General features: G+C 46.8%; 18 protein-coding genes. 8 read left to right on the top strand and 10 right to left on the bottom strand.

The genetic code is table 11. The features are described from left to right. Window positions 1–108: 108 nt before the first annotated feature. Window positions 109–1,119 carry a hypothetical protein gene (locus tag QQ055_RS02570; RefSeq protein WP_286004198.1) on the bottom strand — a complete coding sequence of 337 codons (1,011 nt, stop codon included), beginning with the start codon at window positions 1,117–1,119 and terminating at the stop codon, window positions 109–111. 97 nt (window positions 1,120–1,216) lie between these two features. After that, complete coding sequence (locus QQ055_RS02565; protein ID WP_286004197.1) at window positions 1,217–1,441, bottom strand: hypothetical protein; 225 nt, start codon at window positions 1,439–1,441, stop codon at window positions 1,217–1,219. A gap of 378 nt (window positions 1,442–1,819) precedes the next feature. On the opposite strand from QQ055_RS02565, the gene QQ055_RS02560 reads away from it, so the two are divergent. From QQ055_RS02560 to QQ055_RS02540, 5 genes are all read left to right on the top strand, one after another. After that, window positions 1,820–2,452 carry a sigma-70 family RNA polymerase sigma factor gene (locus QQ055_RS02560; RefSeq protein ID WP_286004196.1) on the top strand — a complete coding sequence of 211 codons (633 nt, stop codon included), beginning with the start codon at window positions 1,820–1,822 and terminating at the stop codon, window positions 2,450–2,452. Between the two features lie 19 nt (window positions 2,453–2,471). After that, a complete protein-coding gene (locus QQ055_RS02555) occupies window positions 2,472–3,377 on the top strand; it encodes a DUF1822 family protein (RefSeq protein WP_286004195.1) in 906 nt (301 codons plus the stop codon). Between the two features lie 418 nt (window positions 3,378–3,795). After that, window positions 3,796–4,653: a M48 family metallopeptidase gene (locus QQ055_RS02550; protein WP_286004200.1), complete on the top strand. Its 858-nt coding sequence runs from the start codon at window positions 3,796–3,798 to the stop codon at window positions 4,651–4,653. An 89-nt stretch (window positions 4,654–4,742) separates the two neighbouring features. Then, window positions 4,743–4,949, top strand: coding sequence for a hypothetical protein (locus QQ055_RS02545; protein ID WP_286004194.1), 207 nt, complete (start codon window positions 4,743–4,745; stop codon window positions 4,947–4,949). A gap of 38 nt (window positions 4,950–4,987) precedes the next feature. After that, a complete protein-coding gene (locus QQ055_RS02540) occupies window positions 4,988–5,566 on the top strand; it encodes a hypothetical protein (RefSeq protein ID WP_199314582.1) in 579 nt (192 codons plus the stop codon). A gap of 57 nt (window positions 5,567–5,623) precedes the next feature. Here the strand turns inward: QQ055_RS02540 and QQ055_RS02535 are convergent, their stop codons facing one another. From QQ055_RS02535 to QQ055_RS02510, 6 genes are all read right to left on the bottom strand, one after another. Then, a complete protein-coding gene (locus QQ055_RS02535) occupies window positions 5,624–5,887 on the bottom strand; it encodes a glutaredoxin family protein (RefSeq protein ID WP_069970012.1) in 264 nt (87 codons plus the stop codon). Between the two features lie 18 nt (window positions 5,888–5,905). Further along, window positions 5,906–6,649 (bottom strand): pentapeptide repeat-containing protein, encoded by a 744-nt coding sequence (locus tag QQ055_RS02530; protein WP_069970013.1) that lies wholly within the window; start codon window positions 6,647–6,649, stop codon window positions 5,906–5,908. Between the two features lie 10 nt (window positions 6,650–6,659). Then, a complete protein-coding gene (gene ccmP / locus QQ055_RS02525) occupies window positions 6,660–7,301 on the bottom strand; it encodes a beta-carboxysome protein CcmP (protein WP_069970014.1) in 642 nt (213 codons plus the stop codon). 36 nt (window positions 7,302–7,337) lie between these two features. Continuing rightward, window positions 7,338–8,417 carry a 3-isopropylmalate dehydrogenase gene (leuB, locus tag QQ055_RS02520; RefSeq protein ID WP_286004199.1) on the bottom strand — a complete coding sequence of 360 codons (1,080 nt, stop codon included), beginning with the start codon at window positions 8,415–8,417 and terminating at the stop codon, window positions 7,338–7,340. Window positions 8,418–8,451: 34 nt separating this feature from the next. Then, window positions 8,452–9,045 carry an SRPBCC family protein gene (locus tag QQ055_RS02515; protein WP_286004193.1) on the bottom strand — a complete coding sequence of 198 codons (594 nt, stop codon included), beginning with the start codon at window positions 9,043–9,045 and terminating at the stop codon, window positions 8,452–8,454. Window positions 9,046–9,324: 279 nt separating this feature from the next. Continuing rightward, window positions 9,325–10,335: a YihY/virulence factor BrkB family protein gene (locus tag QQ055_RS02510; protein ID WP_286004192.1), complete on the bottom strand. Its 1,011-nt coding sequence runs from the start codon at window positions 10,333–10,335 to the stop codon at window positions 9,325–9,327. 176 nt (window positions 10,336–10,511) lie between these two features. Here QQ055_RS02510 and QQ055_RS02505 point away from each other — a divergent pair, with 176 nt between their 5' ends. Continuing rightward, window positions 10,512–10,775 carry a hypothetical protein gene (locus tag QQ055_RS02505; protein WP_286004191.1) on the top strand — a complete coding sequence of 88 codons (264 nt, stop codon included), beginning with the start codon at window positions 10,512–10,514 and terminating at the stop codon, window positions 10,773–10,775. Window positions 10,776–10,837: 62 nt separating this feature from the next. Here QQ055_RS02505 and QQ055_RS02500 read toward each other — a convergent pair whose 3' ends face one another. After that, window positions 10,838–11,377, bottom strand: coding sequence for a DUF2267 domain-containing protein (locus tag QQ055_RS02500; protein ID WP_286004190.1), 540 nt, complete (start codon window positions 11,375–11,377; stop codon window positions 10,838–10,840). A 139-nt stretch (window positions 11,378–11,516) separates the two neighbouring features. Here QQ055_RS02500 and QQ055_RS02495 point away from each other — a divergent pair, with 139 nt between their 5' ends. Continuing rightward, on the top strand, window positions 11,517–12,197 hold the full coding sequence (locus QQ055_RS02495; protein WP_286004189.1) for a Uma2 family endonuclease: 681 nt from the start codon (window positions 11,517–11,519) through the stop codon (window positions 12,195–12,197). Between the two features lie 219 nt (window positions 12,198–12,416). Beyond that, a complete protein-coding gene (locus QQ055_RS02490) occupies window positions 12,417–14,381 on the top strand; it encodes a ShlB/FhaC/HecB family hemolysin secretion/activation protein (RefSeq protein ID WP_286004188.1) in 1,965 nt (654 codons plus the stop codon). Window positions 14,382–14,494: 113 nt separating this feature from the next. Here the strand turns inward: QQ055_RS02490 and QQ055_RS02485 are convergent, their stop codons facing one another. Beyond that, on the bottom strand, window positions 14,495–20,692 hold the full coding sequence (locus QQ055_RS02485; RefSeq protein ID WP_286004187.1) for a CHAT domain-containing protein: 6,198 nt from the start codon (window positions 20,690–20,692) through the stop codon (window positions 14,495–14,497). Window positions 20,693–20,978 lie beyond the last annotated feature (286 nt).

Genomic DNA, 20,978 nt, shown 5'->3' with positions numbered 1-20,978 from the left:
TGGTCGCCAGCACGCATAGTAAAGGTTTTGATCCCTAGGTATTCTCCAGAGTTAAAATTCCCTTCATGGGGTAAGGCGGCGCTAAATTTAGCCCCTTCTTGGATATCGCTAATGACGACATGACCTAATTCTGATTGGCTTTAAGGCGCGTCTGGCGGCTTCTTGGATAAAGGCTTCGGAACCGGGTTCAAATTCGTTCATTCCCTCTAGGCTAAACATCCCCAGTTCGCCTTTGTAAGCGCCTCCATCAAACAGGAAGTCAATTCCGACAACGCCGCTTTCTCCAACGGTGAAGACGCCGGAGTCGAAGGTAAATTCAGTTTGGGGAATAATGTCTGGGGGAAGAATTGGATCGATTAACTCTGTAGCGCTATCATCAGGGGAATCAATCTCATTTTCGGGTAAATTTCCCTCTAAGTCATCGATAGGTCTAACTGCGGAGGTATCGTTATCTAGGGCAACTTCCAAATCGCTAGATTCAATGCTGCTGGCTGAGGGTTCGCTATCGGAAATTTCGGTTTCTTCATAAGCAGCAAGTTCTGCTACATCGTTGCTAATCTCTTCCGTTGAGGGCATTTCGCTTTCTTTCGGTGCGATCTCAATATCGGAAGTAGTATCAACTGGATCGCTCGTTTCAGGATCGGAGGAATCGGTTGAGGCGATCGCAATTTCCTCACTCTCCTGAGAATTATCGCCAATCTCATCTACTGAATCAGCAATGGGACTATCGGATATTTCAGTTTCGCTAGTCTCTTCTCCTAAATAAGTTACCTCACTATCAGATACCTCAACCCCCTCTACAGTTCCGATTTCAGGAAGAATGTCTGCATCAGAAGTGACATAATCGATCGTTTCAATTTCTGTATCGGAAAGAGGGGTTTCAAGCAAATTATCGAGAACGACTGGAGAGTCTGGAATATCGAGATCGGGCGAACTGTCAATTTCAGGCTCTATCGAGCTATCCAATTCGTTACTAGAAAAGTCTAGTAACAAAGTGCTTGAATCATTGTCGTCTGAGCCGTCAATAATACCACTAGGGGTTAAGATGGGTTCTAGAATAAAGCTTTGATCGGATAGTTCTACAGAAGGCTTTTGTCTTTTTTTAGAGAAAAATCGCATAGCAAATCCCTTGGCGGTAGACTGATTCAACCCCTTCATCGAGTGATTCTCCCTGATATAATGTTGAACTTCCCAGTTTTGGAAAAGGCGGATAGCTTTAGGCTGAGTTTCTAGTAATTTGAGTTTTTCGGAGTTCGCGAGATTCTTGTTTAACGCTTCCGGAGGCTACTGCTTCTTGTAATTGCAGAAAGGCTTTGAGATCGGCTCGATCGTAAGGCGCACATAATAGGTGTCTGAGAAAATTTTCAGCTTCTAGACTCAGAAAACCAATGGCTAGTGCTTGCTGAACGAGATCGCAGATCCGACTGCTGGTGCTGAACACGTTGTCAAACCCCTCAATGCGGCAATAATTACGGATAATTCAAGTAACAAAATAAACTGGAACCCGCCTCTATTTCTTTATCGGTCGTAAGAGAGAGATTTTATGCAAGTTTCGCCCAGTTCATCAAAACTTTACAAAAAGGGGGAGATTTGCATCTTACCGAGCGCAATTGTAAATATTTATTAAATATTTAGCCCAATTGACATAAAAATCTTGACCTTCTGCCGAGAAAGCAATAGAGGGCGTCCCCTCATGTTGGTTTCACGCAGGCTTAGTTCGTTTATGAATCGATTGCATCTCAATTCTCCATCTCTAACTGTCCTAACCTTAAAGACCGCTCAGGTCTTTTGGTTTTAAGCAGAGTTGATGGAGTAATAGATGAATTCTCCAGGTAACGGTAGCTTAGATACGCTGTTGCAACAGTTAGCGTTAGAAGCTCAACAGCATCCGCCATGCAGTCAAGAGCGGTATTTTGCGTTGACTAAACTTGTAAATGCAATTTTACAATCCAAACGACTTTACCGCCCTTCATCGCAACAATTTCTTAACTATGACGACATTTACAATGAGGCTCGACAAGAACTTTTTCTGTATATTTGCAAAAATATCGGAAATTATAACCCTGAGATTGGATCGGTTATGGCATGGGTTAATTCTTTAATGGAGAGGCGATTTATTCGGGATGTTAGAGCCAAAGAGAGCAAGCATCGAAAAACGTTATCCGATTTGGATAATATCCCCCAAGAAGATCCTCCCCCAGAGTCGCTAGCTGAGTTAGTTAAAAAATGTCTAATTGAAGATCGAGGAGGTCACTTTAAAGACGAACATATCACGAATAGATCTGATGCCAATTTAAGAGCGATCGCGCTGCTCAGATTAGAGGGGAAAACCTGGAAAGAAATCTCTCAAGAGTTTGATATTCCAATTCCAACCTTAAGTAGTTTTTATCAACGTTCCCTGAGAAAACTGACACCATTGCTACAAGATTTTTGTTTGAACTATGAAAAATAGACTCGACCGGAAAAGCACTATGGGAAGCCATAAAAACAGATTAACGTTTACTGTCCCCTTGGGCAGACCTGAATGTTTAGATGCCGAGCGCCTGAGTAAACAACACGTTACCTCTCAAAAAATCAAACAAGTTTATCTCAATACGCTCGCCGTTTCTGCGGTTAATTTTTACTTACAGTGTTTGGGAATTGAAACCGATTTAGAAAGCAGCGACAGTTGGAATCCTTTGATGCAACATTTACTTGATGTTGCCGATCTGTGCATCCCTCCTTTGGGTAAATTGGAATGTCGCCCTATTCTACCCACCCACAGAATGCTTTACGTCCCCCCTGAAGTTTGGTCAGATCGGATTGGGTTTATCGGCGTTGCTTTTAATGAAAGCCTCACTGAAGCGACTCTTGTAGGTTTTGTGCAAACAGTCGATAGTGAAGAAATTCCCTTACACAACTTAGAAAGTCTTTCCAGTTTTATTGTTTATCTTAATGCGCTTCAACCGGCTCAAACCATCCGCCTGAGTCATTGGCTCTCAGGGGTGATAGAGGCGGGGTGGCAAAAGGTGGAAGAAATTTTACAACCTTCGCCCGAATTTGCATTTAATTTTCGTTATCATGGCAGCGTACAGCGGGGAAAGTTGTTACACTTAGAGCCATTGAATCAACCTATTGCTTTATTGGTGGGTTTGCAACAGGCTCCAGCCGATCGGGTGAATGTTTTACTGGAGATTCATTCGGGTAGCGATCGCGATTACTTACCGGAGAACCTGAAACTAATGCTGCTCGACCATTGTGGCACCTCCGTCATGGAAGCGATCGCCAAAAGCACTAATCGGAATATCCAGTTTGAGTTTAGCGGTGAAATTGGCGAACAATTCAGCATTCAAGTCAGCTTAGGCGAATATAAAATCGCTCAAGCTTTTACCATTTAGACAAGATGATTGGTCTTGCCAATCGCTACAATTTTCTTCTGGGCTTCACTGCAACTTAACTCTCACCGCTAGAGTTAGTCCCCGATCGGTCTGCTATTTCAGACATTTTTCAATTCTTTTCACAACGCATTGATGCTGCATCTCAAGGCTTTAGGCTCGATCGAGCCTATCATCCTTGCGCGATCGGAAAATTAAGGATAGGGATGAGGTTAATGAGCCGCACTGGGGTGAGTTGCAACCCCTGATAAAATCTGTGTAAAGCAATGCCGGGTATCTCGTTTAGAGTGCGTTGCACTTGGTATGGTGGCATTAGGACTGAATAGAAATGTGAAATTGAGCAACCTCAACTTCGCAAAGTGCGTCTAGTCTCTGAAGTGCCCTTTGAGATGTCCTGAAACTTGCAGCCACGGTTTTGATGATGATTAAGCCTTTTTCCACGTTGAAGCGATACTTGGGTCAATGGACTTATCCCTTGATTTCCGTTATCGTCGCCATTGGAATTTTAGTCTCTGTTCCAGTACCCGGTTCAGCATTTTCCTTATTTGACCTCATTTTCCAGGGAATTCAAGTCGTTCAACTTTCTAATCTTTCCGATCGCCAAGAAGTTGCACTAGGCGGTCAAATTAACCAGCAACTCGTCAACCGCGAAGTCCGACTCTACCGCAACCGAGATGTTGTGGAGTATATTGACGAGATTGGTCAGCGGATCGCCCAAGAAAGTCCGCGTCCCCCTGGTAATGACTTTCGCTATACGTTTCAAGTCGTCCAAGATGATAGCATTAACGCCTTTGCCACAATGGGGGGTTATGTGTATCTGCATACGGGGTTAATTCGAGCAGCCGATAATGAAGCGCAACTCGCGAGCGTTATTGCTCACGAAGTCGGTCATATTACCGAAAAACACGCTCTTAAACAGATGCGACAAATGGCGATCGCCCAAGGTCTTGCCAGTGCTGCGGGCTTGAACCGTAACATTTTGGTGGGTTTAGGAGTAGAATTGGCCTTGCGCCGCCCCAACAGCCGCCAAGCTGAATTTGAAGCCGATCGCGTCGGGTTAGTAACCCTAGGTCAAGCAGGCTATCCTCAAATGGCGATGATTGAGTTTATGGAAAAACTCCTCAGTCGAGGCGGAGTTCCCACTGTTCTTAGCACTCACCCCGGAACTCAAGATCGGATCGCCGCTCTGCAAAGTCAACTCGATCCGCAATTGGCTGATTATGGGGACGGTACCGATCCGACTGACTACCAAATTAATATTCGGCCCATTTTACGATAGGATTCGGGTTCGGTCTTCATCCCCGTTTGCGCTTGCAGGAAAGGGTGGAGCGACCCAAGGGAGATTGAAAGTCTCCCTTTTTTAGTGCGATGGTGATGTCTGTACTCAGACTGCTGAATCCCAGTAAACTGGAGGTTAAACTTAAATACGTTCGCCCAAAGAATATTCGCGCAACCCATCCAAGGCGATCGCGCTATGATTCAGACGAGTCTAAGGGGCGATCGGTGCGATCGCAATCTCCTTTACCCTTTAATTCTAAAGGGAGAGCGAGAATTGATGTCTCGCTAAAGTCTTAGGTTACTAAGTCGTGCATTAATCCATAGGACTGACGATCTTGAATACTCCGCTTTCACCTTGGCAACTTCAATCTGAAGAGACGTATGTTCCGATCTGTTACGAAGGGAAGACCGTCGGCTTCTGTTCGCAAGACTCTGCAAATCGCATTATTAAAGCGTTGAACGATCGCGAAAAGGTCATTAAACAAAAAGAGACGCTGTTTCGGGCGATGCAGTTAGTTTGTTTGGATTTGCTGCGCGTTTCCGGCGGCGATCTCAACCAAGTGAATGAGGTGATGCGAAAGTATATCGAGAAGATTAAACGACCCAAGCATGGTTCTAAGGCGATCGCTTTCTTGCTGCGCGATCGCCAAATGGAACTCGATGTCAGCGATAAAGAGTTTGTCCGCTTCTGCGACTCCTACAAGCTATCTCTCCCCGAACTGCGAGAAATTTATAATGGCAACAAACCCGTCAACGACGAGCAACTCCGGGCGATCGCGCGGATTGTGGGTAAAACCTTTGAAGAACTCAAAGATGTCCGCGATGGGTTTAGCGAGAGCGAACTGCGGGTTCTAGCAAAACTCGAAAGTCAATCGGCTCCAGCCGTCACCGATGATGAATTAATTGAAAATTAACGAGAGGCTTCAGGCGAACGGTTAGCCGAGAACGCATCGGTGCGGGATAACTTGAGGCTAGAGCTTTGCCTGAACTTGCTCAATTGAAGGTCGCAGCATCACCTGAGAGCGAGCATACACTAAAGGCAGGGGATAGCGCCCTGTAATTCCGCCCTTGGCGAGAACCTGCTGCAACTCAGCTCGCAAAGCGCGATCGTCAATATCCCGGAAGATAAACGGGACATTCTGCTGAGTCAGTTCTCGCATCAACTTAACTGTCCAACCGCATTGTTGGCGACCGTACACAAAAATCGGAATCATCGAAGAAGGTTGTTCGCTCACGCTCTAACTCTCTTGAGACTAAGGGTGAATCGTGCCATCCGGTAGGATAGCCCCTTCCAAATTAGCATTCTCCAAATTCGCGCCCCGGAGATTGGCTCCTCTTAAATTAGCTTGAGCTAAATCAGCCCCTTGCAAATTGACCTGACTCAAGTTAGACCATCGGAAATCTGTTCCGTAGAGCGTAGCTTGGCTCAAATTTGCTCTCACTAGGTAAGCGCCATTCAGGTGCGTTTTACTTAAATTCGCCTTATGAAAATTTACCCGATAAAGATACGCCTCAATCAGTAAGGCAGCGTGCAGATTAGCGCTTTCTAGATTCGTCTCAGAAAGATTGGCCCGCCGCAGGTTCGCCGCCAATAAATCTGCACCCACGAGATTCGCGTTAGCCAATTCCCCCTCTTGTAAGTGGGTTCCTCTCAGGCTAGTTCCCACTAAATTCGCGTTTCGCAAATCGGCTTGTTTCAGCACCGCCTCTTTGAGATTAGCCCCGACTAAATTGGCATCCAACAGCACCGCCCGATTGAGGTTGGCCGCTTGAAGGTTCGCTAAACTCAGGTTAGCGGCCTGAAGATTAGCTGTCTGTAGGTTGGCTTCCGCAAGATTGGCTTTGCTGAAATTGACTTGAGAGAAATCTCCCCCCTCTAGATCGAAGCCTTGTAAGTTCAGTTCGCTTAAATCGGGGGAAGCCACAGCATTTTCCTGTCGCCATTCGGCCCAACAGATAACGCCGAGTTTGAGTAAGGTGATTGGATCTCGGTTCATAACTTCAATACTACTCTTGGCGATCGCCCCCAGGATGTTCTCGCCCAGTTACGTTTTCAATCGCAGCCAGCGCCGCGCTAGAACCCGCTAAAATATCGCGTTCCTCTCCTCCCAAATACAACCGCCCAAAACTCCCCACCGCCTGCACCTGCAAGATATTAATCAAAGCCGCCTTTTCCGCCTCATTAGCTGCCAACGCCGCATAAGCTGCGGGTTGCACCTCTAACACATAAAGCGACTGTCCGGCTAACAATAACTGCCCGCGACGGGTGCGGTTAATCAGTTGCGCCTGGTGAGCATCAATATTGCGGATAATTTGGCTAGACACCACGCGAGGCTTCAAGCAATCATTGACGCTTGCGCCTAGCGCATCTAAGATCGCTTTTCCTGCCGCCCGCGTCTCCCCCTGGCGCGTCGAATGAATTTCCAATAGACCATACAAGCGTTCGACAAACTGCACCCCAGGACGCACCACAGCCGCCTTGAGGGCCACATCTGTAATCCGATTAATCTCAATACCGGGGGAAATTTCAATCCACAGCGAAGCATCCCCCGGTAAAGGTAAAAAGCCTAGCGCTACAGTGCCGATGTAAGCCGCGTGTTGGGCTTGTAAGTTATCGAGATAGACGTAACTGCGTAATTCAACCCCCAAAATGACTTCTCCGGCTTGTAGGACAGTAGCGGGAACTTATAGCGCTTGCAATAACGCCTCACCCATTGCCTGACAGCCAACAGGCTTCATTCCCTCAGACATAATATCGCCTGTCCGATAACCGGAATCTAAAACTTGTAAGACCGCTTGCTCAATTTTATCGGCCGCTTCCGGTTGGTTTAGCCCGTAACGCAACATCATCGCCGCGCTGAGAACTTGGGCGAGGGGGTTGGCTTTATCTTGGCCCGCAATATCGGGGGCGGAACCGTGAACGGGTTCAAATACACCCGGCCCAGACGCGCCTAAACTGGCAGAAGGCAGCATCCCAATACTACCCGTGAGCATTGCAGCAGCATCAGAAAGAATATCGCCGAACAGGTTGCCCGTCACAATCGTATCGAATTGTTTGGGAGCGCGGACAAGTTGCATCGCCGCGTTATCTACGTAGAGGTGAGAGAGTTCAATATCGGGGTATTCTGAGGCAAGGGCAGAAATGCGATCGCGCCACAATTGCGACACCTCCAAAACATTCGCCTTATCCACCGAACACAGCCGCCCTTGACGCTTCTGGGCCGTTTCAAACGCGACTCTGCCAATCCGATCAATTTCCGACTCCGTGTAGGCCATCGTATTCACGCCCCGCTTTTCCCCGGTTTCCGTGGTAAAAATGCCCTTGGGCTGACCGAAATAAACGCCGCCTGTGAGTTCGCGCACCACCATAATATCGACCCCTTCCACCACCTCGCGCTTCAAGCTAGAAGCATCAATCAGTTGGGGTAAAATTTTGGCAGGGCGCAGGTTAGCAAACAGTTCCAAACCCGCCCGCAGCCCTAACAGTCCAGTTTCTGGGCGTTGCGGGCGGGGCAGATTATCCCATTTATAGCCGCCAATCGCTGCCAAAAGCACCGCCTCGCTATTGCGGCATTTTAAGAGCGTTTCCTCCGGTAGGGGGCTGCCCGTGGCATCAATCGCCGCCCCACCAATCAAGGCTTCTTGAAAATCAAACTGAAGATTGCACTGCTGACCAACGGCTTTGAGAACCTCCACCGCAACGGTCATAATTTCAGGGCCAATCCCATCACCAGGAAGCAAGGTAATGCGGTAGTTATGAGTCATCGTAATTCCAGCAATTCCATTCACAGGCTATCGATCATACCTGGAAACTGGCGGACTCCGCGTCTAACAAAACTTGCCGCATCTGACGCAGATTTGCGGGTAACTCTAGCTGTAGCGCTTGTTGGATAAACATTCCCGGAATGGGAAAATTGGGGGTAGCAGCAACGGAGTAACTCAGAAGGGTACCGTCGCGATGGTCTTGTAACAGTAAATCCGCAGAAAAGTCAACAAACGACCCTTTTTCTAGGCGAAACTGAATTTGCTGCTGCGAGATTTCAAAGACTTGCAGATAAATTTCCACCTGGGTAGAAAATAAGATAAAGTTTTTACTTCCCACTTGGTAGAGTCGCGTACAGCCCGGTTGGCTCGGAGTGGGTGGGGCGAGAATTTCGGATCGCGTTAAGTCTGGACAATACTGCACCCAGCGCGGATAGTTGGTCAGGTGTTGCCAGCAGGTTTGCCGAGACAGGGGAAGATACATTTGGGCAGTGGCGGCTGCCCCTCCCCAATTTTGATGGGGTCTCTGTGTAACGAGAATTTCACCGTGCATGAGCGGATGGCAATGAGCTTGCGCCCAGATGGTAGCGGGTTTAATGTTTTTATAGTCCAGTGAAGTATAAGCGGTCATGTTGTTAGAATTTAACCGGAGTGGGTTAAATGTAGTATTCCCTTTACGGATTACCTTAATCGCGTCCCCGTGAAATTACATGATTTTTGCGTAAAGATTTGACCCAAAAAGGTAGAAGAAAGGTAAAGGCGGCGAGTCCTGTTGAGGGAGTGCCGAGTTGAGAGACGGAAGTGATGGGTAGCTGTGATGATGCGTTATTCTCCTAAACCGGCGACGGTGGTGTTCTGGGTGATTCTGGCAGTGACGTTTCTGGTTTGGGTACTGCGGGGCATTGGAGTGCTAACGTTTATCCCAGGTTGGACGATCTGGGTTTTGATCTTGCTCTCGATTGTTGCGGGTATCGTTCAGGGGTTGCGGACTTGGCGCTAGGTCTAAAAGTTGGGTTTTGCGGAGGCGTTGCGGACGCTGCATGGATTTGCCAATCGCCACGTTGATTTGTGCCCCCATCAGCATGACTAGGGAACTGAGGTAAAGCCAAAGTTGCAAGATGATGATGGTACCAATGGTGCCGTAAATGCGGTTGTAGTTGCCAAAATGGGCTACGTAAAGGCGAAAGAGTCCTGAAAGGCCTGCCCAGGAAAGGGCGGCGAGGATGGCTCCGGGTAGGATGGGGGTGAGGGGATGGGGACGACTGGGCCCAAAACGATAGAGGAAGGCGAAGGAGGCACAGACGATAGCTAAGGCGATGGGCCATCGTCCGAGTTGCCATAGGTTTAAAAGTCCAGTCCGAATTTGACATTCGTTTCCCGGTTCAAAAAGGCAACTTTGATTGGCGATCAGGCGGACTAACCAGTCGCTGATGAAGACGAGAAAAGAGGCGATCGCTAACAGTAAAATGGTGCCGATGGTTAAACCCAGCGAGACGAGTTTAGATTGCCAAAAGGGACGCATCTGATTTTTGGGGGTTTGGTGGATCAGATCGAGGGCTGCCATTGCGGCGCTGACGGCTCCCGAAAAAATCCACAGGGCGGCAATAATACTTAAGGAGAACAGTTGGCGGTTGGGTCGGGTGGTAATATCGGCGATCAGTTGACCGATGAGCGATCGCACTTCGTCGGGAGCGAGCGAACCCAATAAACGGGCTTGATTAAAGAGCGTTGCCTGCAAGGACTGGGAAAGCCCAATCGCTGAAATGACCGTCATCAGAGCCGGAAATAGCGCTAGCAAGGCATTGTAAGCCATTTCTGCTGCTAATCCAGGCAACCTTTGGCTGAGGGTGGAGTCTATAACTTCTCGGAGGGTAGCCCAATTTAGATGACGCAAAAACCGGACAAAGCGATGAAATAGCATGATTGCGACAGTTTAAAGAGAAGCTCGCGCTTGTCTGCGTTTACCATGCCAGATTAAAGGATTAAATGTCATCCGTAAGCTTAATCTCTTGAATTGCCAGTTCGTAAAGCGTCACACGGGCTACAATCCTAGTCGTGGTGTAGTTTAGTATTGTTAAGTGGTGTGAGTAGGCATAAATGACTATTACTCCTGTAAAATTAACCAAACCTGCAAGTCTGCAAACCGCAACAGATATGCCAGCGCTGTTGGTCCCTACCCCTCAAGTATCGGCTAATCCTCAGCGCTCCTCTTCTTTAACAAAATCGGTGTATCGTGCAGAGCAACAAGCAAAGTTTCTCAATCTCCAGGCTGAAGTTGATGCCTTGCTTGAGCAATTACAGACCATCGATCGGCAACGCCAAAGTCAGCTTGCTGCGGTCAATCCCGTCTGTCAGGAATAAACTTTAAAAATGCAGAAGGGAGCGCTAGGCTCCCTTCAAGACTCAATTAATTCAAAGTGAGTTTAAGCTTCTTCCCACATCTTCCGCACGTAATCAGGCATCCAACCTGCAATTTCCTGAATGCGTTCGTCGGAAAGTTCATCTTTAGTGGCAGAAAAAACAGCTTTTACCGCCTGTTCTAAATCGACAGTGCGCGGGAGTCCCCCTTCACTGGCTACCCGGAAAAGGAAGCGATCGGAGTCAATTTTAAAGATACCAGGACCTTGCCAGGGCGGACGCACCCGACTTAAAAAGCCGACGATGGGATTGGTATCTTTCCAAAGTTCGGCAATTTCCATCTGAAGCGCTTTTTCCTTAGTGGGTAGCGCTTCCTCATGCAGTTCAGAAGCCACGCGATCGGCGCTTTCAGTGGTCATTAAGTCGCGCATAACGCGAAATACGACTTCTGTAAAGTCTCTAGCGTCATACAGGTCTGCAAGTCCGCTTTTAACCACTACCTTTTCTAAGAAAGACCGATGCTCGTCGGCAATGATTAATCTAGAATCTTCAATCTCAGTGGGATCGATTTCTGGCAAATTTTTATTAGTTATTTCGTTTGGCATTGTTATTCTTTTCGTAAGATTTCACCTACCCCTGTAAGTTTGCCGGAATCCACCGAGCTTGGCATCATCCTGAAGTTAAAGATGCCTTACCTCTAAAGGACTAAGGCATAATCAAAGTAACGTGTTGCTCTGTACTTACATGGTTCGCTTCTCAAAAGCACAGACTCAAACTCCTCCTTTGGCTAATGGCGATCGCCTATCGCGTCATGAATTTGAACGTCGCTATGCTGCTTCCCCCATCCCCAAAGCCGAATTAGTTGAAGGAGTCGTTTACGTGGCATCTCCCCTCCGTTTTGAAAGTCATGCAGAACCCCACGGTTATCTGATTACCTGGTTAGGCGTGTATCGAGCCGCTACGATAGGAGTGAGGCTCGGCATTGAACCCACGATCCGCCTTGATGAAGATAACGAACCGCAGCCAGATGGGGTTTTGTTGCTCCCGGCTCAGGCTGGCGGCAAAGCTCGTTTAAGCGAAGATGACTATATAGAGGGTGCGCCTGAGTTGGTGGTGGAAATTGCAGCGAGTAGCGTGGCGCTGGATCTGCACGCTAAGAAAAATGCGTATCGGCGCAATGGGGTACAGGAATATCTGGTTTGGCGAGTTTTTGAAAACCAGATAGATTGGTTCAGCTTACAGCAAGGTGAGTATGTCGCCCTAGAAGCCGATCCGAGTGGCATTCTTAAAAGTCAGGTATTTCCCGGCTTGTGGCTGGCTGTATCGGCATTACTTCAAGGAGAGATGGCGCAGGTTCTGGCAACTTTACAAACTGGGTTAAATTCTACCGAACATCAAGCCTTTGTCCAGCAACTACAGGGATAAGTTGATGGGGTTGAAGGTTGTTTCGCTCATTAAAAAAAGGTCTAAATTTTGAGGGGCGATTGAGTAGATTGGCAACTCCAAAATTATAAAAATTAAGTTAATTTTTATCAGGGTTTAGGAGGGTGCGATCGCCCTCAAAATTCCCGTAAATTTGTGGCGGTTTTCGAGTGTCCCCTTATACTAATAATCAAGGTACTAAGTGTGAGGAGCTAATCGCTCATGTCTCTACGGAACGCTGCGTTTCACAGTCAGGCTTTGAGAACTCAATACGGATGCAATAAGTTTTGGATCTGTATCATCCCAGTGCTGGCAATTTATGCTCTAGTGCATCCAAAAGTTGCTTTAGCAGAGTCTTCAATTTTGTCTGTTACTGATGAGACAGCAGAAGCCTCATTGGAAGAAGATCCAATGACTGAAGCCCAAGCTAATCTACCAGAATTGAAAGTTTCTCCACAACTTGTTCAATCTCTGCAAGATGGCTTGACAACGCTTCCCCAGTTTGCTGAAATTTCCGTTTCTTCTCTGGCTCAAGCGGTTCCCCAAGCGCCCCCAATTCCTTCGCCAGAACCGGGGCGCGATCGCTTTCTCCAACCTTCTCCACCCCCTGCACCGCTTCCCGAAGCTGTAGAAGAAGCACCCGTTCTTTCTCCACCCGCACCCGAAGTTACGCCACAACCGACAGAACCTTCTGCTAGCTTTCCTGTCACCCGTATTGAAGTAATGGGTAGCAGCTTATTTGATGCTGCTGAATTCAATCCCATTATCCGACCTTTAGAAGGCCGAACGATTACTCTAGAAGAACTCAGACAAGCTGCCCAAGCGATTACTCAACTCTATCTCGATCGCGGATATCTGACCTCTAGAGCCTTGTTAGTCGATCAACCGATTACCGATGGAGTCGTTCAAATCCGCATTATTGAAGGTGGAATTGAACGCATTGATATTCAAGGGAATCGCCATACCCATCCCGATTTTATTCGCCGTCGCGTGCGTTTGGGGACAGATACCCCCTTAAATTCTGCTCGCTTAGAAGAACAGTTGCGTTTGTTGCAAACCAATCCTTTGTTTGAGCGAGTTGAAGCCAGCTTGCGCCCTGGAACGGGTGTAGGACAAAGTGTTTTAGTGGTGCGCGTCAGCGAAACTAACCCGTTTGGTGGGGTTGTGTTTTTTGATAACAATTCCCCGCCGAGTGTCGGTTCGGAACGCTTTGGGGCAGCTTTGCGCTATCGCAATTTAACCGGATGGGGAGATGAAATCAGTGCTTCCTATAGCCGAACAACCACAGGAGGAGCTAATGTTTTAGATTTTAATTATCGCATTCCGGTCAATGCCAAGGATGGCACGGTGGGTTTAAGGATTGCACCGAGTTGGAACCGTGTTACTCAGTCTCCTTTTGATGAGTTGGATATTACGGGAAACTCGCAATTATATGAAGCCAGTTTCCGCCAACCCATTGTCAGGAGGCTGAACCAAGAATTTGCCTTATCTGTGGGGTTTGCTCATCAACGGGGGCAAACCTTTTTATTTGACGATCCCTTTGGGTTTGGGATTGGTCCTGATGAAGATGGCAATTCGCGAACAAGCGTGTTTAAGTTTGGGCAAGATTATACTTACCGCGATGCAACGGGTGTTTGGGCAGTGCGATCGCAATTTAATATCGGTACGGGTTTATTGGATGCTACCTCAAACCCCGATCCGATTCCCGATGGTCATTTCTTCAGTTGGTTAGGACAACTGCAACGGCTGCAACGCTTGGGAGATCGACATTTGCTGATTGTTCAAGGCGATTTACAGCTAACCCCCCATAGTTTATTGCCGTCTCAGCAGTTTACGATCGGGGGCGGGCAATCTTTACGGGGCTATCGGCAAAATGCGCGATCGGGCGATAATGGATTCCGATTTTCCGTGGAAGATCGGATTTCAGTGGTTCGCAATGCTGGAGGCGCGTCTGTCTTACAGTTAATTCCGTTTGCCGATATGGGAACGGTTTGGAATCAAGGGGATAACCCGAACCGACAGCCTAGACAAACGTTTTTAGCCAGTGTTGGGTTAGGCGTGGCTTGGCAACCTGTTCCGGGTTTGAATTTGCGCCTCGACTATGGCTATCCGATTGTGGATTTGCGCGATCGCGGTAATAATCTTCAAGATAAAGGATTGCACTTTAGCTTGAGCTATCAGTTTTAACTGAATCAAAAATCGGTACTGGTTTTTCCTCCAGTACCGATTTCCTAAACCTCTTCTAGTTCCCCTCTCCCCAGGGAGAGGGGTTAGGGGTGAGGGCAAGTTGATTCAGAGACTTACCAAGGACTCCCAATCATCGTAAAGGCTGCCCAATAGAAGGGATGCGCCAGATTTTCTTGAATGCCGGTTGCGGCTGCGGGAGGTAGAGGTACATTGCCTTCAGGCGTAACAATTTGCCCATTTTCTACCCGCACTTCGCCTTTAAGCATTGCCAGTTGTGCTTGGCGTATGGCTTCGGCTTTAATTGGGGCAGTGTTGAGTTGACGATAAAATTCGCTCATCAATCCCAGCGTTCCCGTATCGCCGACATACCAGAGACTCGCGACTGCTGTTTTAACTCCGGCTTGCACCGCTAATCCTGCAAAGCCTAATTCGGCTTGTTCGTCACCAAAGGCACTGCGACAAGCCGATAGCACCATTAATTCAACTGGGGGATTATTCAGTTGGAGTTCGCGCAATTGACTAAAGCCGAGTTTTTCATTCCATAACTGAATGTAGGTATTGTTCAAATCTCCCGGTTGGAAGTCGGCGTGGGTGGCGAGGTGGACGATGGGGAATTGCTGGCGTTGCGATCGCACATTGTCGAGGGTAAACTCTTCATTCAGCAACACTTGCCCTTGACGCAGTTGTTCAGCAATCTTTCTGACTTCAATTCCCGCCGCTGGTAAGGGCGGTTGATTTTGGTCGGCAGCAAACTGGGAAGCACCAACAGCTAACACGGGTGCAGCCTTGATATCTACAAACTCGGTACTGGTGAGCGAAAGGCTCGGAATTAGTCCCAGATTATATTTTTCCACCAAGAACTGCTGACCGTCATGCAGGGCCGCCAGAGGTGTGAGGCGCAACCCCACATCCATTGCAAAGGCAAGATTTTGAATCCCCTGCGCTTGCAACTCAGCCTCAATTGGTGCAATTAAGAGTTGATAGAGTTGTTGAGCAGAGCTTAAATAAGCATTGCTATTGAGTTGACTGGGGTCAGAAACCTGTCTGTAGAATCGATCCGCCAGTTGCAATACTCTAGCTCTCGTCGCACCGGGAATCGTTCTTTGAATCGGTTTCCCTTCAGCCGTAATCATGATGATTTCAAGTTCATCGCTGTCGCTGCGTCGCAGGTTCTTAGCCGCAGCCACCCCAGGAACGGTTTGAGGATTAAACAGCGCATAAACCACGGCAGGTTTAACCCCGGTAGCCGCTTGGATGCGAGCTAAACTAGCTTGAGCTTCAGCCAGGGTGACAATTGAACCTCCCGCCAGTCCCAAAGCTTGTTCAAACTGTTGGGTTAAGGATTCATCTAAACCCGCCACCAGGGTATCAAGAGCAACATCTGTTGTATCGCTCAGGTTTGGAAAAGCTATAAGTAAATTTTCACCCTGTAAATCTCTAGCAATTGTATTGGCGTCTTCATTGCTCAACACAGGCTGCACAGGAGGTGTCGGCGGTGGCGGTACGACGATAGGTGGTGTCGGTGGTGGTGGAATTTCTACGACAGGTGGTGTTGGTGGCGGTACGACTACAGGTGGTGTCGGTGGTGGTGGGGTTGGCGGAGTTAATGTTGCTGAGTTTTCTATTGTGATATTGCCTTGAGTAAAAAGGCCTCGGATTTCTTGAGGGGGAGAGGTGAACAGTACGTTATCCCCCACAATTACGCCACCTGTGCCATTAATGCTGTCGTCACCAATAATGAAGGGAGTATTTAAACCAGGTCTTCCTTGACGAATAGTGACAGAACCACTAGTTGTATTACTAGCAGCAGAAATACTGGTAGTTACATCAGGCCCAATAGGTGGCAAAATTCCACCCACATTATTAGTAACTATATCTCTGCTTCTAATTCCACCTATAACCCGGAGGTACTCATTAGTAGCGATATTTATATCTCCACCCCTAGTCGATCCAGTGGCTAGAATCCATCGGGAGCTAATAGAATCCTCAGCTTGTAGAGTGATATTACCACCTACTTGCCTGCTACTTGCCCCTATGTAATTTATGGCAATACCTCCTTCCTCACTAATGACACTGATGTCACCAGCCTCAAGAGAACCATTGGAATCTAAAAATTGAGGGACAGTAATATTACCCCTAGCATTTAGAGCAATGTTTCCTCCAGTTGATGGACCTGAAGCACTAATATTGAAATCGTCACCTGCTTTCACAGATTCCAAAGTAATATTTCCATTAGGACTATTAACAGTAACATTTCCGGCCCTCGCACTTCCCGAACCAAATGTATTGATGTTTTTGATGGTAATATCACCATTTGTGGTAAGTAACGTTACATCTCCACCGTCCCCATCAAAGCTATAAGTCATAATGCCATCGAAATTACTGCCTGGAGGATTGACAGTAATTCCCCTGTTCGCCTGCAAAGTAACGTTTCCTGCACCTCCATCAACACTTCGAGTCGTAAAAGTGCCTGTAGAAGTAATGGAGCCATTACTGCTGATAATATTAATCTCGCCACTTCTAAAAGTTGAATTAGGGGGAGTTGGAGTAAGCGGTGGAGTCGGAGTGGGTGGGATAATTGGAATTGAGGCGCTTGTGTTAATGCCATTTAGAACAATATCTCCACCAGCAATTAAGCTAATGTCAGAGCGAGAAGTATTAAGTATACCTGTAGCATTAATTGTTCCTCCTGTATTTGGTGCTTGAATTATTACGGGTGAAGTAAAAGTAACATCGTTTGGGATGCTGATTGTACCGCTACCATCATCACGACCAATGGTAATAGAGTTGATGCCCGGTTGAATACCACTAATTTCTCTTCCTGTTAGGCTTAACGCATCTGGACTCTCAACAGTTCCACCCAAAATAATATTTCGGCTAGAAGTAAAGGGTTGAATAATTAAATTTCTTGTGCCTCCAAATCCACCCACACCCAGTTCTATATTATCTGCTGTTAAGGACACATCATAAGAACTTGGACCGGATAATCCCAAAGAAGCTACATTTCCTTGAGTCCTAATTGTAGCTGTTCCAGCATTTAGGGAAATATTATCCCGAAGATAAATAAGACCCCCTAAATTAATATCGCCATTGGCGGTTGTAATGTTACCGTAAACCTCTGTTTCTTCAGTAATAGTTGTTAAGCTTCTTAGAGGAGTAGTAGAACCAATCGCTTCGTAAAGAAAAACAGAACCAGGTATATCTGTTTCTAGAGTTAGATTGTGAGAGCCGTCAACCTTACCATTTAGATAGATAAAAGGACTTGAAGGGCTAGTCCCTCTTTCTGCACTGATAGTAACATCTGCACCTAGAACAAGATCGCCATTAATTGCTATACCTGGACCTGTTGTAGTAACATCTGAACGCAAATTGACTGTAGGGGCAGTCAGGGTAATCAAGGCATCATCTAATCCAGTAATGGAACCTAGTGCAGTAATAGAGCCACCTGAACCAGGAGAAAGAATCGTTACTGGATCGCGAAATGTCATGTTATCCAGCAGGGTAATACTTCCACTACCATCTTCCCGCCCAATGGTAATTGAAGCAAAACCGTTTTGCAAACGCCCTAAGTTATTAAGATGAGGAGATTCCTCAATAAATATACTTTCAGGAACGTTATAACGAACAGTAATGTCTGGATTTAGGGTAGTTTGCTGTAAAACTAAGTTTCCTGTTCCTGTTACAATTAAATCAGGCTCGCGAGCAAAAGTAATTCTATCAGCTTCTAAAGTTAGATCGTTGCTTCCTACATTTAAACCATTGAAAAAACCAATTATTGAATTGTTTCCTAGAGCAGATAATTTTACACTGTTCTCAATCCTTGCTGGACTACCAAAATAACTAAAGAAGAGTTGCCCATTAACTGTTAAATCACTTGTAATAATAGGCAAGCCCATGACCGATATTGAGTTATTTAACGTCAAAGGTGTTGCAAATGTGACTGTAGCTGTAGGGCCTAAACCCCAAAAGTTAATAAAGTTTCCAGGTGGTACATCTAAAGCATTTAAATGATCAATGGTAAAGTCTAAAGTTTCGTTACCACTATCAGTTAATCCTCCAACTACTATATTGGGGGCACTTGGGACTGAACTAATTATTACTGTATCAGCCTTGATTGAGGATGAACCTCCTAAAAAGTTAATTTCAGGAGCGGCAATTCTAAGAGTGCCAGATGTACTAATGCTCCCTTCAAATTCAACTAATACACTAGATCGAATAGTTATACCAGCAAAACCTTCTAATAAACCAGGCGTTCCTACAATTCTTACTATTCCGGTTAAATCGTATCCGGCTAGAGTAAATTCACTGCCAATATCAATTGTAGGATAACTACCATCTTTCAAGGCTGATAAATCATTTAAAGTTAGGTCTAAAGTTGCCGTTCCATCTGTATCACTAAGCTGACCGATGACAACATTATGATAGGCACCAACAGGGATTATAGTTATAAACCTGCCTAAGCGCCTTTCTGTAGTTGATCCTCCAAGCAAGTTAATTTCACGTGAACGAATAAAAAGAGAGCCGTCCCCAAAACTTTCTTGATTAGAAGTACTCACGTTAGAAATTTGTCCTGCTGTAACCGTTCCTCCAGTAAATAGCCGTATGTTCCCACCATTACCTCTATTTGAGTTTGTATTTAATGTACCTGTAGTCAGTGTACTTAGACTATCGATACCAGTAGATATGTCAATATTGCCTCCGTTCGTTGTTATTGAACCTGTGGTGATATTTTGAGGTGCATATAAATTCACAGGACCACCGTTGCCAGCCGAGGTATTAATATTGCCAACTTCAATACTTCCAGAAGGGGTTAGAGGTGGAGAGGATTCTGTAAAGTTTGTTCCACCTGCTGTAACTGGAGTATTTGGCGACCAGAAAATTGGACTTCCAGCTCGCAAAATTAGAGCATTAGTAGTGGTTAACTCTGTAAAATCTGGATCGCTTGTAGGGATAGAACCACTCGCATCAGGGCCAGTGATTGTAATATCTCCCCCGGTAATGCTTCCTATTGCTTCTACTTTGAGGGCAACTCCGGTGTAATTGCCAAATGTTACATCACCATCAGCCCTAATAATCGGGTCGAAGAAACTGACAAAGGTTCCGGGTTGCCCTTGGGTGGTCAGCATTTGGAAGCTTCCCCCAGAGGCAAAGTGAGCATCCCCGGAAATTAAACCATCGCTGATTAAGGTTAGGTTTCTACCACTTTGAAAAGGCGTTTCTGGATGATTGAGGGCAAAAATATCAATCAGTTGATTGCCCTGAATTGTGAGATTTCCCCCAGCACGCGCTAAAAAGGGATTGGCAAGACTATCGCGTATTTGAACAGTGTTCCCGGCTTTCAGGGTTAAATCGTTTTGCGTTTCTAAACGACTTTCAACCAAGGTTAAATTCCGACTAGCGGCCAGAGTTGCATTTCCGGCGCTGATATCCTTGGCGACAATATCTCCATTTTCGACACTGAAGCCTGAACCTGTTAGATGCAGTTGACCATTTTCTACGCTGAGTCCGGTGGCGAGTCCTTCAGGGATGCCTCCTCCAGTTAATAAACCCGGTAGCGTAGTAATGGGAACATTGGAAGGGTTGACCCCGCTATCAGCAGAGAGGGGTTGAAATTCTAAGCTGAGGAGGTTTCCGGTTTGGGAGAGGCGCACAAGGCTTTCTCCGGGGACTGCGGCGACGGTGAGATTACCCCCAGGTGCAGATAGGGTTCCGGGACTAAAGACCGTTCCCCCCATAAGGGTCAAGTCTTCTCCGGGGGACACGGCCAATGTTCCTAAGTTAACGATGCTTCCCGGTTGAGGCGTGGTGAAAGCAAAATGGGTGGGATTGCCCAGCAAAGATGCATAATTATTCTCACCAGTGGCGTTAAACCAGGCGCTATTGCCAAAACCAATTGCATTGGCGGTGGTGGCGTTGAAAGCGGCGGGGACATTGAGGTTAACATTCGGACCAAATACAATTCCTGATGGATTCATTAAGTACAGGTTTGAGGAACCCCCCGTTACTTGAATGAGTCCATCAATAAAGGATGTTTCGCCGCCAACCACTCGACCTAAGATGTTACGAATATTGGGGTTAGACAGGAAGTTGGCAATTTGATTTTGGTTGAGTCCAAATTGCTGAAAACTGTGGAAGAGGTTCGCACCATCTCGGCTAAGTTGTCCCCCATGTATGTCAAATTGGTTGCCTTGGGGTGTAATTTGCGTTCCCGTACCGTCTGCTGCTGGGGTGATGGGTTGAGCAAAACTAGGCAGGGGAAGGAGGCTGAGTAGAACGGTGGAAACAAGGACAACAGGTTTAGCAACAGACATGGGGAATTCCTCAACACGCAAATGTAAGCAAAAAACCGCCCCCACTTCGCTGCGGAGGGGTTAGGACGTTAAATTAGGTCAGTAATAATAGCAATGACAAATCCAATCCTTGGAGAGATTTGGGGTGAATGGATGCTAGCTAAAACTTAGAAAAATGAACCATCACCAGTCGTTAAAGCTGGTGCAAGCTGTTAGAGGAACGATGGGCGATGGGGGTGCAGGCTGTGGAGAAGCTGCGGGCGATCGCACTGGCTGCAAAGCCTCGACAATCATATCATCACCCAGG

The sequence above is a fragment of the Geitlerinema calcuttense NRMC-F 0142 genome (assembly GCF_030285425.1).
The sequence above is the reverse complement of the archived record's forward strand: the minus strand, read 5'-3'. Positions and strand labels throughout refer to the sequence as shown.

Excerpts from the sequence above, each read along its gene's own strand:
- QQ055_RS02515 (WP_286004193.1), bottom strand. The coding sequence starts at position 9,045 with ATGACCGCTTATACTTCACTGGACTATAAAAACATTAAACCCGCTACC.
- leuB (WP_286004199.1), bottom strand. The coding sequence starts at position 8,417 with ATGACTCATAACTACCGCATTACCTTGCTTCCTGGTGATGGGATTGGC.
- QQ055_RS02505 (WP_286004191.1), top strand. The coding sequence starts at position 10,512 with ATGACTATTACTCCTGTAAAATTAACCAAACCTGCAAGTCTGCAAACC.
- QQ055_RS02550 (WP_286004200.1), top strand. The coding sequence starts at position 3,796 with ATGATTAAGCCTTTTTCCACGTTGAAGCGATACTTGGGTCAATGGACT.
- QQ055_RS02560 (WP_286004196.1), top strand. The coding sequence starts at position 1,820 with ATGAATTCTCCAGGTAACGGTAGCTTAGATACGCTGTTGCAACAGTTA.
- QQ055_RS02495 (WP_286004189.1), top strand. The coding sequence starts at position 11,517 with ATGGTTCGCTTCTCAAAAGCACAGACTCAAACTCCTCCTTTGGCTAAT.
- QQ055_RS02570 (WP_286004198.1), bottom strand. The coding sequence starts at position 1,119 with ATGCGATTTTTCTCTAAAAAAAGACAAAAGCCTTCTGTAGAACTATCC.
- QQ055_RS02485 (WP_286004187.1), bottom strand. The coding sequence starts at position 20,692 with ATGTCTGTTGCTAAACCTGTTGTCCTTGTTTCCACCGTTCTACTCAGC.
- QQ055_RS02545 (WP_286004194.1), top strand. The coding sequence starts at position 4,743 with ATGGTGATGTCTGTACTCAGACTGCTGAATCCCAGTAAACTGGAGGTT.
- QQ055_RS02510 (WP_286004192.1), bottom strand. The coding sequence starts at position 10,335 with ATGCTATTTCATCGCTTTGTCCGGTTTTTGCGTCATCTAAATTGGGCT.
- QQ055_RS02530 (WP_069970013.1), bottom strand. The coding sequence starts at position 6,649 with ATGAACCGAGATCCAATCACCTTACTCAAACTCGGCGTTATCTGTTGG.
- QQ055_RS02500 (WP_286004190.1), bottom strand. The coding sequence starts at position 11,377 with ATGCCAAACGAAATAACTAATAAAAATTTGCCAGAAATCGATCCCACT.
- QQ055_RS02555 (WP_286004195.1), top strand. The coding sequence starts at position 2,472 with ATGGGAAGCCATAAAAACAGATTAACGTTTACTGTCCCCTTGGGCAGA.
- QQ055_RS02490 (WP_286004188.1), top strand. The coding sequence starts at position 12,417 with ATGTCTCTACGGAACGCTGCGTTTCACAGTCAGGCTTTGAGAACTCAA.